At 33.9% G+C, this 16625-nt stretch carries 15 protein-coding genes; 1 reads left to right on the top strand and 14 read right to left on the bottom strand.

The window, feature by feature from the left end; all coding sequences use genetic code 11:
* Position 1: 1 nt before the first annotated feature.
* From CHB81_RS03255 to CHB81_RS03190, 14 genes are all read right to left on the bottom strand, one after another.
* On the bottom strand, positions 2–2101 hold the full coding sequence (locus CHB81_RS03255; protein ID WP_089350453.1) for an alpha-L-fucosidase: 2100 nt from the start codon (positions 2099–2101) through the stop codon (positions 2–4).
* A 195-nt stretch (positions 2102–2296) separates the two neighbouring features.
* Positions 2297–3328, bottom strand: a complete 1032-nt coding sequence (locus CHB81_RS03250) for a LacI family DNA-binding transcriptional regulator (protein ID WP_089350541.1) — start codon at positions 3326–3328, stop codon at positions 2297–2299.
* A gap of 304 nt (positions 3329–3632) precedes the next feature.
* The gene (locus CHB81_RS03245; RefSeq protein ID WP_089350452.1) at positions 3633–4487 is read right to left on the bottom strand and encodes a fumarylacetoacetate hydrolase family protein; all 855 of its coding nucleotides are present in this window, start codon (positions 4485–4487) and stop codon (positions 3633–3635) included.
* Between the two features lie 81 nt (positions 4488–4568).
* Positions 4569–5153 (bottom strand): LUD domain-containing protein, encoded by a 585-nt coding sequence (locus CHB81_RS03240; protein ID WP_089350451.1) that lies wholly within the window; start codon positions 5151–5153, stop codon positions 4569–4571.
* Positions 5154–5179: 26 nt separating this feature from the next.
* The gene (locus tag CHB81_RS03235) at positions 5180–6547 is read right to left on the bottom strand and encodes a lactate utilization protein B (protein ID WP_089350450.1); all 1368 of its coding nucleotides are present in this window, start codon (positions 6545–6547) and stop codon (positions 5180–5182) included.
* Between the two features lie 36 nt (positions 6548–6583).
* Positions 6584–7321, bottom strand: coding sequence for a (Fe-S)-binding protein (locus CHB81_RS03230; protein ID WP_089350449.1), 738 nt, complete (start codon positions 7319–7321; stop codon positions 6584–6586).
* A 7-nt stretch (positions 7322–7328) separates the two neighbouring features.
* On the bottom strand, positions 7329–8093 hold the full coding sequence (locus CHB81_RS03225; protein WP_089350448.1) for an SDR family NAD(P)-dependent oxidoreductase: 765 nt from the start codon (positions 8091–8093) through the stop codon (positions 7329–7331).
* Between the two features lie 27 nt (positions 8094–8120).
* Positions 8121–9776, bottom strand: coding sequence for a UxaA family hydrolase (locus tag CHB81_RS03220; protein WP_089350540.1), 1656 nt, complete (start codon positions 9774–9776; stop codon positions 8121–8123).
* Positions 9777–9789: 13 nt separating this feature from the next.
* Positions 9790–11079 carry an L-fucose:H+ symporter permease gene (gene fucP, locus CHB81_RS03215; protein ID WP_089350447.1) on the bottom strand — a complete coding sequence of 430 codons (1290 nt, stop codon included), beginning with the start codon at positions 11077–11079 and terminating at the stop codon, positions 9790–9792.
* Between the two features lie 288 nt (positions 11080–11367).
* Complete coding sequence (locus CHB81_RS03210) at positions 11368–12147, bottom strand: SDR family oxidoreductase (RefSeq protein WP_089350446.1); 780 nt, start codon at positions 12145–12147, stop codon at positions 11368–11370.
* A 54-nt stretch (positions 12148–12201) separates the two neighbouring features.
* Positions 12202–13032 (bottom strand): amidohydrolase, encoded by an 831-nt coding sequence (locus tag CHB81_RS03205; protein ID WP_089350445.1) that lies wholly within the window; start codon positions 13030–13032, stop codon positions 12202–12204.
* On the bottom strand, positions 13019–13366 hold the full coding sequence (locus tag CHB81_RS03200) for an L-rhamnose mutarotase (RefSeq protein ID WP_089350444.1): 348 nt from the start codon (positions 13364–13366) through the stop codon (positions 13019–13021). The genes CHB81_RS03205 and CHB81_RS03200 overlap by 14 nt, the downstream gene beginning before the upstream one ends.
* Before the next feature lie 368 nt (positions 13367–13734).
* The gene (locus tag CHB81_RS03195) at positions 13735–14601 is read right to left on the bottom strand and encodes an AraC family transcriptional regulator (RefSeq protein WP_089350443.1); all 867 of its coding nucleotides are present in this window, start codon (positions 14599–14601) and stop codon (positions 13735–13737) included.
* Between the two features lie 142 nt (positions 14602–14743).
* A complete protein-coding gene (locus CHB81_RS03190; protein ID WP_089350442.1) occupies positions 14744–15679 on the bottom strand; it encodes an aromatic alcohol reductase in 936 nt (311 codons plus the stop codon).
* Between the two features lie 365 nt (positions 15680–16044).
* On the opposite strand from CHB81_RS03190, the gene CHB81_RS03185 reads away from it, so the two are divergent.
* Positions 16045–16455, top strand: a complete 411-nt coding sequence (locus CHB81_RS03185; RefSeq protein ID WP_089350441.1) for a helix-turn-helix domain-containing protein — start codon at positions 16045–16047, stop codon at positions 16453–16455.
* The last annotated feature ends 170 nt before the right edge of the window (positions 16456–16625 follow it).

The following is a 16625-nucleotide window of genomic DNA, read 5'->3' as shown; positions in this document are numbered from 1 at the left end:
CTTATAGTGTTTCCATTACATTTATTTCTGCGATCGAAACCGTAGTTCCCTTTCCAACTGCTGTTTTTGCAACGAAACGAATGTATCTTGCTTTATCTTTTTTAAAGGTCTTTATCTGCTCGATTGGATTGTTTCTTATATTCGAAAATTCGCCTTGTGACTGCAATGTCCATTTTATATTATCTAGGCTGGTGTAGAACTCATAATTCGATATCAAATTGAGATTATTACCTACTTGCTGTGGCACATAAGTAAAGCCGTTTAGGGTTAAAATATTTCCCATATCGATTGTTATTTCCTGTGGAAGTTTATTATTGTCACCTCCAAAACTCCAATCTGTATTTGGATTTCCGTCTATAATTCGGTTTGCAGAATTTAAATCTCCGCTGGAAGCTGTAACTATTTTCCAATTTTCTTTAGATGCACCATATTTGGCAGTTTTTATAGCACTGCTAATATTCTCCGTTCTATCAATAGCAACGGCTTTAATTTCAACGGCTTTTTCATACTTAAATACTCCTTTGTATAAGATGCTTTTTTTCGTTGGATTTTTTCCGTCAAGCGAATAATAAACGGAATTTCCGTCTTCGGATTTTATGGTGACATTTCCATTTTTATCTCTCTGAATTTCAGGCATACGCACAAAAGTTGGTGCATTAAAAGCCTGAATATTCGAAATAACAATACTTGCTTTCGAGTCGGTGATATTTATTTTTAATGCCGATGCTGTAACTCTCTCAATTCTTAAAATTCTTTTATAACCAATGGTGGTTTCGTTTGCAACGGTTGTCCATTTCCCGTCTACTTTAGCTTCAATATTAAAAGCTTTAACACGCTGCCCTAACGGAATATATTCCTGAAGTAAAATTCTATTTAAAGCCGTTGGTTTACTGAATTCAAAAACGATTGAAGCGTTTTTTATAGCATCGTCTGTTGCCCAATAAGAATCTTTATTTCCATCTGTGACATTTTTGGCTGCAAATTCTGCACTGTTTCCTCTCACATTATCTGCAGAAATTTTAGATCCCGCTAATAATTCCGTTTTAAAATCAGCTCTTATGGTCGAAACTAATTCTTTTAATCTTGTCTGATCATTTTCATGAACCAAACCTCTTTTATCAACCGGAAGATTCAGTAATAAAGTAGCATTTCTGCCAATTGATTCATAATAAATATCGACCATTTCGTCCAGCGAACGTACTTTATCATCTTCTACAGCATGATAAAACCATCCTGGTCTGATCGAAACATCTGCTTCTCCCGGAACCCATTTTTCTCCATCTTCATGACCGGACATAAACTCAGTATAATGTACTTTTCCTGCCAATTCATCTTTCTGGCGCAAAAGGCTCCAATTTGTTTTTCCCGCACGCCCTTCTTCATTTCCAATCCATCTTGCTTCTGAAGGTCCAACTCCCCAAACCAAAGTTTTAGGTGCTGTTTTGTAAATCAATTTATAGGTTTCATCCCAATTATAATATTCTAAAGTATTAATTTTTCTGGTTTCATTTGCCCCGCCATAATAGCCATCGCCGCCATTAGCACCATCAAACCACATTTCAAAAACATCTCCGTAATTGATCAGTAATTCTTTGAGCTGATTTCTAAAATAAGTGATGTATTCAGGTTTGCCGTAATCTGCACGGCTTCTGTCCCAGGGCGAAAGGTATAATCCTAGTTTTAAACCGTATTCTTTGCAAGCGGCAGCCAGTTCTTTTACGAGATCTCCTTTACCATTTTTCCAGGGAGAATTTTTCACTGAACGTTCTGTATAGGCAGATGGCCATAAACAAAATCCGTCATGATGTTTGGCTACCAAAATAATTCCTTTCATCCCGGATTCCTTAACCACTCTTGCCCATTGGCGTACATCAAGATTTGAAGGATTAAATAGTTCCGGAGATTCATCGCCATAGCCCCATTCTTTATTAGTAAATGTATTTAATGAAAAGTGTACAAAAGCATAAAACTCCATTTCTTGCCAGTCGATTTGTTTTTGTGTTGGCAATGGACCAAATGGCGCTGGAGATTTTATTGTTTGTTGACCGCTAACAGGTGCGATCATGCAAAAAAAACAGAATATTAGAAACGTATTTTTCATTGCGCTGTGTTTAATAACTTATTATTAAAATAGGAAACACAATATTACTCTAAATTACGAACTGAATTATATAATTTCGACCAACGACAATTTTAAGAGAGTTTTTGGAGCCATTAAAAAGATAAGACTTAAATTATAATGTCGCAGAGCCAGTTAAGATAAAAGTGGAGTTGTTCTCTTATTTACTACAAAAAGTTAAGGCTGTCTCCTTAATGAAGACTCCCGAATAATAAGCTCTGTTTTTAGCACTATTTTTTGAGTATTTTCTCCTATCTCATTTTTCTTTAAAAGAAGAAACATCAATTCCATTAGTTTAGAACTAATTTCGAATAGCGGCTGGGCAACACAACTAATAGAAGTTGAACATAACTTAAACATATCATTATCATCGAATGCAACAATGCCAAATTCATTTAATAAATTACGACTACTCTCCTTAAAAACTTCTAATCCGTTTTGTGCAAGATAATTGGTTCCAAAAAAAATAGCATCCAAATCATTATGATCATTCAGGAATTTTTTAATATACTCCTTCCCTTTCCCTTTAAAAATTTCACTGTAAGGAATTTGCAAAACGTTTGATTTCAAACCCTTATCATCAATTGCTTTATAATATCCTGACAATCGATCTCTCATTTGCGTTTGATTGGAATCTGTAGTCACAAACCCAATGTTCTTAAATTGATTATTTACCAAATGTAAGGTTGCATCATAAGAAGCTTGTTGATTATCTATACTAACACTATTACAATCTAAACCTTCAAAAAAACGATCTAATAAAACAACCGGTTTATTATCTTTTATTAAGCCTTCTATAGTATCTTTTATTCCTGAAGAAGGGACAATAATAAAGCCATCAACTTGGCGAAAATTAAACAATTCAATCAATTCTTTTGATCTTTCATCATTATTTTCGTTGCTGCAAAAAATGACTTTATATCCTTTGTCAAATGAAATATCTTCAAAAATTCGAGCTAATTTAGAAAAGAAACTATTTGAAATATCTTCTACCATAAAAACCAAAATTTTTGATTTCCCTGTTCTAAGGCTCTGTGCAATTTGATTTGGTCTGTAGTTTATTAGTTTTGCATAATCTAAAACCTTTTGCGTTAGCTCTTTAGAAATGTGTTTTTCTGTTGCTTTTCCATTCAATACAAAAGAAACCGTTGTTATGGAAATCTTTAGTTCATCAGCAATATCCTTAATAGAAACCGGTTTGTTTTTCATATCAATATTGTTTTTTACCGCTTCTAATTTATCCGGAAAAGCCACTGCTCTTCCAAATTACTTATTATCAATGCATCTACATTTTGTTTTCTATGGCGCTTATTAATTTAATGTACTTTTTTTGACTTTTTAAGTAATACAAAGCCATAAATAATTATTAAGAAAGCTGTCGTAAGATTATCTTTATTGATAACGACCAAACTTGTTTGTGATTAGTTTACAAACAAGTTTGGTGTTTTTGCTTGCTTATAGAGGTTGTTGCGGAATGCTATTTACTTCCTATGGCCTCCATCAAATTTCAATTTTACTTAGTATACGCAACGGCAATTTGACTGCTGCTTCCTAAACCTTCAATTCCAAGCGCTATAACATCTCCGGCTTTAATATAAATTGGGTCAGGTTTAATTCCTAAACCAACACCTGGAGGCGTTCCTGTACTGATTATATCGCCCGGAAGCAACGTCATAAACTGGCTTAAGTAATGTACTAAAAATGGAATTTTGAAAACTAAATTTAGCGTATTACTGTCCTGATATTTTTTACCATTTACAGTAAGCCACATTGACAAATTATCAACATCTTTCACTTCATCTTTAGTAGCCAAAAAGGGTCCGAGTGGTGCAAATGTATCACTCCCTTTTCCTTTTGCCCATTGACCACCACGCTCTAGTTGAAAGGCTCTTTCACTATAATCGTTAAGTAAAGCGTATCCTGCAACATAGTCTAATGCTTCAGATTCTTCTACATAACTTGCTTTTTTACCGATAACAAATGCCAGTTCCACTTCCCAATCCGTTTTTTCACTGTTTTTAGGAATAATCAAGTTATCATTTGGTCCACATAAAGAAGTAGTTGATTTAAAAAAGATAATAGGCTCCGTAGGAATTGGTGCATTAGTTTCTAAACAGTGATCTACATAGTTTAATCCAATACATATTATTTTTGAAGGTCTTGTTATTGGTGAACCCAAACGAATTGAAGCCTCAACTTCTGGCAATACAGGATTACTTTCTAATGCTTTTTTTAATTTTTCTAATCCATTTTCTTCAAAAAAAGCCTCATTATAATCGGTTACTATTGAAGATACATCAAATCTTTTCTCTCCTATTAAGATACCTGGCTTTTCTTTACCGGCTTCTCCAAATCGTATTAGTTTCATTTTATTCTTTTATTATATTATACTTCGTCTAATTTATTCTAAAATCATAGTGCTTTATCAAATAGAATATGTGATTCCTTATTATTCAATCACATAAATTGTTGCACTTCTTGCACCGTGCGCACCTATTACTAAAGACTGCTCTATATCTGCCGTTTTTGAAGGTCCTGCTATAAATACCCCAAAACCTTCTTTTGAAACATCAATTTTTTCGTATGCCTGATGTAAATTGTCTACAATATTTTTTTTCTCAATCACCAATATCAAATGCTGACATATAAAAGGAACAAGTCTGTTTATCATCTGGCTTTCATAAATCCATACAGCACCATTTTCTGCTACTCCAACAGTGCCCTGAACATACCCTTTTTCAACTTTTTCTAACTCAAATGCCGATAAAAAAGCTGCTTTTTGATCAACTTCTCCAAGTGTTTCTATCGTATTTACTACAAATTTTCCGTTTAATCTATCAGAAATTAACTGATCTTTCAGTACCGTTAAATCTGAAATTAATTCCACTTTTCCGCCAATACTTTCTAATACTGTTCTAAACTGGGCATATGAATCTTCATAATGAATCGTGGACGCAATATCAATAACAGGAAGTTCAGCCAATTTGGGCTGATTCATCGCAATGGCTTTCAATATGTTTTCTCTTGCACTCATACACTATTGCTGTCAGATGTTTATTTTTAGTTTTTTCTGTTTTTTAAATACCAATCGCGAAATGAATCTTTTGGAGCTTCCGGCATTTCTCTTTGTTTAAACCAAACATTTAGTTTATTATTTATCATAAAAGGAAATAAGTGCATGATGCCTCTTCCTGTTTTCCCTATCAAACGATAAATTTTAGGATTAGAGAATACAAAACGCATTCCCAACATGCTTATTTTTTTACTTGTGTCCACATATCCCTCAGCAACAATCACTTGTCTCCATTTCCATAATTGTTCATGAATATTAATTTTTACAGGACATACATTAGTACAACTACCACATAAAGTTGATGCAAAGGGTAAATCTGCATTAGCTTTCATATCCAAATTTGGATTTAATATAGAACCTATTGGGCCTGCTACAGCAGTATGATAACTGTGTCCGCCACTTCTGCGATATACGGGGCAAGTGTTAAAACAAGCAGCACAACGAATACATTTTAATGAATTTCTAAAATCTTCTCTTCCTAATTGTTTACTGCGTCCATTATCTACAATTACCAGATGCATCTCCTGATTGGATCGCGGTTTATTGAAATGACTCGAGTATGTCGTAATAGGCTGACCTGTGGCGCTTCTGGCTAATAATCTCAAAAAAACAGACAGATGCGCTGCTTTTGGAATCAATTTTTCAAACCCCATGCAAGCAATGTGTACAGGTGCTGTGTGAGCTCCCATATCAGCATTACCTTCATTGGTACAAACAACAAAACCTCCAGTCTCGGCAATGGCAAAATTGACTCCTGTAATTGCTAATTGTGATTCTACAAACTTATTGCGCAAATGTTGTCTGGCTGCTTCAGTTAAATATTGCGGATCATTATTTCCTTTTTCGGTTTGCAAATGCTCATGAAAAGTAGCACTTACATCTTCCTTTTTTAAATGAATTGCAGGTAAAACAATATGACTTGGAGGTTCTTTTCGAAATTGAACAATACGCTCCCCAAGATCAGTATCAACTACTTCTATTCCCTTATGCTGTAAAAATTCATTCAAATGACATTCTTCAGTTAACATGCTTTTGCTTTTTACAATCTTCTGAATGCCATGCTTTTGGATAATTTTATGGATTATCTCATTGTGTTCTTGGGCATCCGAAGCCCAATGTACTTTTATGCCATTTGCTGTGGCTTTTTCTTCAAATTCTTTTAAGTAATTGGATAGGTTCGAAAGCGTGTTGTTTTTAATCTGTGAACCCCATTCCCTTAATTGCTCCCATTCCGGTAAACCATGAGCTGCCTTATCCCGCTTTTCACGAACAAACCATAAGGTTTCATCGTGCCAATTGGTTCTAGGCTCGTCAGCTATAAACTTTTCCGCTAATTCAGCGTGTTTTACCGCCATACTTTTAAATTTTTAATCTTTATAAAGACTATTTTTTTATAACACACTATTCAATATCTCAGCAATATGAATGGTTTTTACCTTACTTCCCTTTCTTCTTAATATACCTTCCAGATGCATCAGGCAACTGGTATCTCCTCCGGTAATATAATCGACGTCGTTATCTTCGTGTTCTTTTATTCTGTCTTTTCCCATTTTAACACTTACGGCTTCCTCAGAAACACAAAATGTTCCACCAAAACCACAACATTCATCATTTCTTTTTGGTTTTCTCAATTCAATACCTTTTACCATCTTTAACAATTGCTCAGGTTTAGAAAATTCAGGCAGCATCCTTTCGGTCATTGAAGAAAGATTTAATCCTCTTTGTCCGTGACAACTGTTGTGCCATCCTACTTTATAAGGAAAAGAAGCATTAATATTTTCTACTTTCAGAATATCGGTCAGAAACTCAGTAAGTTCATAAATAGTATTTCTGAGCAAGAATGCTTCGACTGGATGCTTGTCACTATGCAAATGTTCCTTTACATGCAAAACACAACTTCCAGAAGGGGCAACTATATAATTAAATCCTGAAAAATTTTTAATAAAATTCAGATCACAACCTTTACTCAGACTGGCAAAACCGCTATTAGCCATAGGTTGACCGCAACAGGTTTGCTGCAGCGGAAAACTTACATCACAACCCAGCTTTTCTAATAATTGCAGAGTAGCAATACCCACATTGGGATAAAACTGATCAATATAGCATGGTATGAATAAGGCAATCTTCATTTGTAAATTAATTATTTAATTTAATAAATCCTCCATCAATTGGATAATCGGAACCGGTTATAAAGCCAGCTTCTTCACTGCATAAATATAAGGCCAAAGCTGCGATTTCATCTGGTTTCCCCATTCGTCCAATCGGTTGTGATTGCGATAATTTTTCGAACATTTCCGCTTCTTTTCCAGCATAATTTTTCGAAATAAAACCATCAACAAAAGGCGTATGAACTCTTGCAGGTGAAATAGAATTACAGCGAATATTTTCTTTTATATAATCTTTTGCAACAGATAATGTCATTGCCATAACTGCACCTTTTGCAGTTGAATACGCAAATCGATCCGGAATTCCAACCCACGCCGCAATTGAAGCCATGTTGATAATTACACCACCATTGGAAAGTCGAAATTGCGGAATTGCAGCAAATAAACAGTTGTAAACTCCTTTTACATTGACATCCATCACACGATCAAAATCAGATGCCGGCGTAGTATCTACTTTACCAACATGCGCGATTCCGGCGTTATTGATTAAAATATGAATGTTACCTATTTTTTCGAATGTTAGTAATACTTCTTCTTGATTGGCGACATTACAAGCGTGAGAAAATACTTTTCCTCCATTTGCTTTTATTTCATCAACAGCAGATTTGGCACTTTCTTCTGTTAATTCAATAATATGTACTTCTGCTCCCTGTTTTGCAAATAAAACCGAAATAGCTTTTCCAATTCCACTGCCACCACCCGTAACTACTGCTTTTTTGTTTTGTAATGAAAACATTTTTTTTAATTTAAAGATTTTTTAATTTTATAAAGACACTCCTCGTTTCCACGGAATAAAATCGTCCTGGTTTAATAACACTGCTTTGGGAATAATTTCGCCACTGGCTGCTTTAATACAATATTCCAAAATATCTTCACCCATTTCTTCGATGGTTTTTTCGCCACTAATTATGGGCCCACAATCAATATCAATAATATCACTCATCTTTTTTGCCAGAATAGAATTTGTAGCCACCTTAATAACAGGACAAACCGGATTACCTGTTGGAGTTCCTAATCCTGTGGTAAACAAAATTAATGTTGCTCCGGAGGCTGCTTTACCCGTTGTTGCCTCCACATCATTTCCGGGTGTGCAAACCAAACTCAAACCTGCTTTTGTTGCTGGTTCTGTATAATCTAATACATCAACTACCGGGGCTGTTCCACCTTTTTTTGCTGCTCCGGCACTTTTTATTGCATCGGTTATTAATCCGTCTTTGATGTTTCCAGGCGATGGATTCATGTGAAAACCTGAACCCACTTTATGTGCTAAAGCATCATAAGACTGCATCAAATCAATGAATTTTTTTGCTGCTGTTTCTGTTGTACAGCGGTCAATCAGGTTTTGCTCTGCTCCACATAATTCAGGAAACTCGGCTAATAAAACCTTAGCACCCAAAGCCACTAATAAATCTGATGTATATCCTACGGCAGGATTTGCAGAAACCCCACTAAAACCATCACTTCCACCACATTTTACACCAACACATAATTCGCTTAATGGAGCCAAAACTCTTTCTTGTTTGTTTATTTCAATTAGTCCTTCAAATGTTTTTTTAATAGCGTCTGCAACCAATTGTTCTTCACTTTTAGATTGCTGTTGTTCAAAAATAAAGAGCGGTTTATCAAAAGACGGGTTTTGTTTTTTGACATCATTTGTAAAATCCTGTACTTGTAAATGCTGGCATCCCAAACTCAGCAGTGTTATACCTGCCACATTTGGATGATTTGCATAAGAAGCCAGTAAAGCACTTAAAGTTGATGCATCCTGACGCGTTCCTCCGCAACCTCCTTGATGATTTAGGAATTTTATTCCATCTACGTTTTTAAAGACACGCTTGGCACTATTATTTGGTGTTAGCTGCATATTGACTAAATCAATATTTTCTCCATTTTGATAAGCCTCCAATAATTGATGGGTATATTGTGTGTATTTATCACTAACAGAATATCCCAATTCATTATGCAAGGCTTCTTTAATTACATCTAGATTTCGGTTTTCGCAAAATACTGTTGGTACAAATAACCAATAATTGGCGGTACCAAAACGACCATCATTTCTTTTATATCCTTTAAAAGTCCTGTCTTTATACTTTGAAATATCCGGTGCCTGCCAGGCAAAATTAACATCACGATATCCATAAGGTTCTGCTGCGTGTTTGAGATTATCTGTTGTCATAAGACTTCCTTTGGCGACATCACATTGCACTTTTCCAACCAAAACACCATACATAATTATCTCAGCTCCTTCTCTTAAATCACTCGTGTAAAATTTATGCTTTGCCTTAATTGTGTCTTGAAGGGTATAAGTCTGTTCTTCAAAAGTCACACTTTCTCCTTTTACCAAATCTGTTAAAGCTACCAGAACATTATCTTCCGGATGCATTTTTATCACTAATCTTTTAACTTCGTTTTCTAACATTATAATATAGAATTTATGCTTTATTTGTTTTATATCCGTTAACTGCAAACAATAGTATTACTGAGAAACAAATTAGCGGAACTACATAACCATTTTGAATATTTCCTGTAACATCTGAAATAAATCCTAAAACCGGAGGAAGTAAAGCTCCTCCAACTATTGACATTACTATCAATGAAGATCCGATTTTGGTATTATGTCCAAGTCCATCAATTCCCATTGAAAAAATAGTAGGAAACATGATACTCATAAAAAATGCAATGGCTATTAACGTGTAAACCACTAGCATTCCTGTACCGATTATGGCTGTTATTGATAGCAGAATAGTGATGATCGAATAGATAATTAATAATTTTCCCGGCTTTATATATTGCATGAAAAATGTTCCTGCAAAACGTCCTAACATAAATGTTAAGCCGAAAAAGCCCAGATATTTTGCAGCAGTAGCTTCATCTAAACCTGCTGACGTAGTTGCCATTTTAATAAAAAAACTAGCCACACAAACCTGTGCGCCCACATAAAAAAATTGTGCCAAAATTCCCCATCGTAAACGCATTGATTTCAATGCTCCGGCAAAACTTGCTCCATCTGCCCCTTCTTTATTTTCATCTTTTACATCTGGCATATTGGTAAAATAAAAAACTACGGCTACAGATAAAATAATCAATCCCAAAATAAGGTAAGGCATTTTTACGCTTGCCGCTTCTTCTAAAATATGAGCATGAAATTCTGCAGGTGCCATTGCATCAATCTCGACTTTAGTTAAATTTTTTCCGGATAAGATCATCGGTCCAATATATGCAGGAGCAATAAAAGCAGCCAATCCATTAAATGATTGAGAAAAATTTAATCTTTTGGTCGCTGTTTCAGATGGTCCTAAAATTGTTACATAAGGGTTTGCAGCCGTTTCCAGAAAAGTAAGTCCGCAGGCTATAACAAACAAAGCACCTAAAAAATAAATATACTGCAATGAATTGGCGGCTGGTACAAACAAAATTGAACCAATACCAAACAAAATCAATCCTATCATAATACCCGATTTATAACCGTATTTTCTCATGATATAACCCGCTGGCAAAGCCATGACAAAATAGGCTATAAAGACTGACGAATCAATCAAAGAAGATTCTAAATCTGTAAGATTAAATGCTTTTCTTAAATGCGGAATAAGTATGGGATCTAAATTGTGTACAAATCCCCAGAAAAAAAACAAACTGGTTACCAGTATAAAAGGAAACAACAATTTTTTACCCTCTTTAGAACTCACTTTATTCTCAACGTCCAACTGAGTTGTTAATGCCATATCATTTTTATTAAATTAATGAATTTTTATCAATATAAAAATACAATACCTGCCGTATACTAACTGATTCAATATTGCCATTGTTTAATTGATAATTATCTTTTTTTATCTAAAAGTCTTCCAATGACAATTATCGGAGATTTATTTTGTTGAATAAGGTCTGTCTTTTGCTATCACAAAAATCAATTTACATGTTTCATTGATGGACTTCAATAACATAAATTCTATCGGGTGTTTTTCTTCTGACAGAACAAGATTTTAGCAGAAATAAAGATTATAACTCTAAGATTATAAGGAACGGTCTAAATGAGTATAACCTCCATCCACATAAATTAACTGGCCTGTAGTGTGACTTGATTTATCTGACAATAAAAAAACGGCCATATTTGCAATTTCTTCTACGGTTGTCATTCTGTTTTCAAACGGAATTTTAGCTGTGATTTCTTTTAATTTTTCTTCTGGGTTTTCAAGTGTTTTAATCCAGGTATCATATAATGGCGTATAGCATTCGGCGACAATAACCGAGTTTACCCGAATTCCATATTTTAATAATTCAACGGCCCACTCTCGGGTTAATGCATTTCTCCCGCCATTTGACGCCGCATACGCTGAAGTTTTTCCCTGTCCTGTATCGGCAATTTTTGAACCTATATTTACAATTGCTCCTTTTGTTTTTTTCAATTCCGGCAAAGCGTATTGCGCCATCAAATAATAGTGTACCAGATTTTTATGAATCGATGCCATAAACTTTTCATAATCTCCACTTTCTAAACCTACGCCATCATTTACACCGGCATTATTAATTAAGCCATCAATGCGCCCACATAATGCAATTACCTGCTCAACGGCACTTTTACAAGCTTCCGGATGGGTTAATTCGGCCACGAAAGACAATGCTTTTCCGCCTTCGGCTTCTATTTCTTTAACCGCAATTTGGTTGTCGGCATCCGCTCTTCCAATAATTACAGGAATAGCTCCCTCAGCAGCCAAAACTTTACAGATCCCAAGTCCTATTCCTTTTGCTCCACCGGTTACGATAATTATTTTATCATTAAGATTAAGATTCATTTTGTTCTCTAAATTAAGTTCGACAGTTTTTTTATTTATAAAATTCAGGTGATTTTATTCTAAACGATAAAAATCAATTGCGTTTTTTCTCCAGATTTTATCTTGTTCTTCTTTCGGAAATTTCGAAAAATAGTGCCCTGCAATGTTACATGATTCGGCATAAGATGCAGCAAGTAAGCTTACTGGCCAATCACTGCCAAACATTAAACGATCCATTCCAAATACCTCAGTAACCACATTTAGGCAATAGATAAAGTCTGTTACTCTCCAATTATTCCAGTCAGCTTCTGTTACTAAACCTGAAACTTTACACATTACATTAGGAAATTTTGCAATCGCTTTAATTCCCGTTTCCCAATCGCTGAATTCCTTATTTTTGAAATCTGGTTTTGCCAAATGATCAATAACAAATTTTTGTTCGGGAAATTTAGCAACCAATTTTATAGCATTTTCCAGATGTTTTGGAAAAATCAAAATATCATAGGTAAAATTGTATTTTCCCGATTTTGAAATTCCATTTTGAAAACTTTCCCACAACATGAAATTAATATCTGCTTCGGCCTGAACTATATGTCTGAATCCTTTTAGTTTTTCATATTTGCAAAAATATTCTAAACGCTCTTCAATATTTTCAGCACATAAATCAATCCAGCCCACAACGCCTTTGATAAAATCATTGTCTTTTGCCAATTCCAAAAGAAAATGTGTTTCTTCTTCACTCTGATCTGCCTGAACAGCCACACAGCCATCAAATTGATTGTCTGTCAATAAAGGTTCTAAATCAAAAGGTAAAAAATCTCTTTTGATTACCTCCATTTCTTCATTGATCCAAGCCTCTTTTACAGGGTGATATTTCCAAAAATGTTGGTGGCTATCTATTCTCATGCAAGTCAAATATTTTTTCCATCAGCATCCATTTTTCACCTTCTTTTGCCCAAGGCAGTGCTTTTTGATATTTCCACATCAATTCTTCCCATTTCTGAACCACGGGATTATTCACATCATTCTTTTCTTTTTTCTCAAAAGTAAAAGTTTCATTGGCCTCAATAATCATAAACAATCTGTTGCCAACACAATAAATATCGAGGTTTTCAATCCCTGAATTAACAATACTTTCTGTGATTTCTGGCCAAATTTTTTCATGATATTTCTTGTATTCGGTTATTAAAGATGAATCTTCATTCAAATCTAATGCAAGACAATATTTTTGCGTTACCATATTATTTTATTTAAGGCTTAGAAACCTGAAACCATTGGCTTGGAGATTGAACATCTTTTAATATCCAAATCAATAAAAACAGGTTATTTATTAAAACGTTTTAAATTTCCAGAAGCAGCGTTTTTGATACAATTTCAAAAAAATAAAATTATTGCATTCTAAAATTTAATTTTAGCTCAAAATTATCATTAATTAAGCATTTATTATCTTAACAATTTATTCGTTAAAAAAACACGAAATAAACACAAAATTTAAGGATAATTTATCAAATAAACACTGAGAAAACATCTCTAATTTTTGAAAAATAGAATTTAGTACGAATTATTCAGGAGGAAAAATTAAACAGCAAAGAAAAGTAGTCTAAAAATCTAAACTAAAGCTTTTTTTCGATATTCTTTAGGAGTTGTTCCAATTAATTTTTTGAATAGCTTATTGAAGTTTGAAGCTGTTTTATATCCACATTGATACGCAATTTCCGAAATACCTAAATCAGTTTCTATCAGATATTTACATGCGTTTGCCACTCTGATTTCGTTCAAATATTCTACAAATGGTTTTTTGGTTTTTGCTTTGAACATTCTACAAAAAGAAGTAGGTGTAAGATTGGCGATTTTAGAAATTTCATCAAGAGATATTTCTTCTTTATAATTTGATTTCACATATTGAAAGACCTCTGAAAGCCGGTCATTTTTATTATCATCACTGACAGAAACATAAGAGTTATCATTGATATATCTAAGATCTTTGCTTTTTGATAAAAGAAACAAAATTTCGATCAGTCCCATGATAACTTCAAAACCTTTCTTTTTTAGTAATTTTTTCATTTTTTTAGCCACCAGCACATTTGTCGGTCCTGCGATGGATACTCCTTTTATGGCCTGAGAAAAAAACTTTTTGACTTCCTGAGCTTCCGGTAATTCATAAAAAGAATTCCCAAAAAGATCTCTGCTAAAATAAATCACAATAGCTCTGGCTTTCAAACTATTAATTCCTTTATAAAAAATCTCATCGTTGAGCCAAACATGTGGAATATCGTCTCCAAGAAAAACCATATCTCCAGATTCAAATGCTTCTACAGAGTTTCCAATAATACGTTTTCCGTGACTTTCTAAGATATAAACCAACTCAAACTCCGGATGTGAATGAAAAGGCGACTGAAAAAAAGACTCTTCACGAGAAAATACAGAAAGAGATGTATTAGTATATGAAGCTATTTTTGTTTTTACAATTTTCATTTCCGGGAATAATAATGGTAATTAAATTAAGGATAAAATTGAATTAATTACTTAAAAAAATAAATACAATTTGAGATTTCATAAAAACAAAAATAACAAAAAAACCTTACCACAAATCTAAATCGTATTAACAAAGCAAAATTTAAAAATAATTACATAGACTCCAATCTATATTCTTTTCTGCCCACTCTCTGGCAGAAGTCGTCTTAATTCCTTTTTGAAAATTAAAGGTTGTATTAAATTTCCAAGATACACCTCGCCCATCCCCAAAGATAGATCTGTATTTTTTGACAAAATTTGTTGGATCACTTTTCAAATCATTTCCTAACTCCTCTAAATCAGAAACTGTACATTCAAATTTTTGTCCTGACAACGACTCTATAACATCGCCAAGTTGTCTGTAAGTAATTGTATCTCCACCAATGTAAACAATACTGTTCTCAATTACTGGTTCTTCAAAAAAGATTTCTGCAGTTAACCTGCCTATATCTTCCGGAGTTGTAACGGTTACTGCGGTATCTAAACTTCCCAATGCATTTACAACTTTTTTATCGAAATCTACAACACCAAAAAAAGGTTCAAACAAATAGCTTGTAAACATTCCCGTTGAGATAATAACCCATTTTGTAGCACTTTGTGATCTAAGAAGCTCGCGTACATCCAGCTGCTCATCAAATATATCTTGCGCACTCCCGCGTCCGATAATTTCAAAATCAACACCAAATTGCCATGGAAAGTAACGTTTTACCCCAGCTTCCAGCACGGCTCGCGCCAATTTTAGCTGAAATCCACCAGCGCCGCTGCCATATCCTGTACAGGAAACAACAGCATCAAAATTTTTAAAAATCGAAACTAATTCTGAAGAAGGAGCCGAAAGATCCGCCGCAAGCAATTCTACCCCCAGAGCTTTTAATTCGTCAATATTTCGTTTCTTTACAAACTCCTCTGATTCAATAGTTGCATGACGAAGCAGCACTGTAATTATTGTATTATTCTTTTTTGCTTTTTGAGCCAAATTACGGATTACCGGCAAACCTAGTTCACCAGCTCCCAAAACTAAAACTGATTTATTTTCCATGTTTTTATAAAAAATGTGTTAATTGGAAACTTTATTTTTGCTGAAAACTTTAAACTTTCTAAATACATTTTCAACGACAAAATTAGGGCCGCCAAAACTTTAAAACAATAAGGCACTGACATGTATGTTAGTTACTTACAGGTTAGTATTTTGAATACCAGTCTCAATATTTATAACTTTATATATAAATTAACATGGAGATAATTTGTATTTTTTGTATTCCTAAAAGTTAGGATGAATATTTAGTCCTTATATAATTTTACAAATAGCATTATAACTATATTATTCTACCTTTATATTACAGATAAAATTTTCAAGACAGATAATTAAAGCATATGCTGCCTTAAAAACATAAATTAAAATATATGGAAAGATGTATGACTGACGATGAAATTATAAATGCGTGGGATGATATTTGTAAAGTTTTAAATAAAGATAATGATGGTCTTAAGAGTGATATCTTAAATCATGTTGGAAACAAGTGGTCGTTATTTATCATACACGCTTTAGGTATAGATGGACGGATGAGATTTTCCAATCTGCAGAAACATATTAATGGAATCAGTCAAAAGATGTTGACAAAATGCCTTCGCGAACTGGAGCGTGACGGATTAATTTCAAGAACTGTTTATCCGGAAGTTCCACCAAGAGTAGAATATGAATTGACACCTCTTGGACGTGGTTTGCTGGTTCAGGTAACGCCTCTTTGGTACTGGATTGCTAATTCTGTTAACCAATTCAAAGAAGCAAGGATTAATTACGATAAATCTCAATAATTATAAAAGCTGTATAGAGAAATAGCCTGTAAATAAACATTAAAGTTTTTTTTATATCTTTGTTTCTTATGCAAAAACAACTATTTACATATTATAGTTTGATGATTGAAATGATTGCCTAATTCCGGGTGTTCTTGTTTCTAAAATCATTGGTTTGGTAGTTCCCGTAT

The sequence above is a fragment of the Flavobacterium sp. ov086 genome (genome assembly GCF_900187965.1).
Taxonomy (GTDB): Bacteria; Bacteroidota; Bacteroidia; order Flavobacteriales; family Flavobacteriaceae; genus Flavobacterium.
This window is presented reverse-complemented; position numbering and strand designations above follow the sequence as displayed.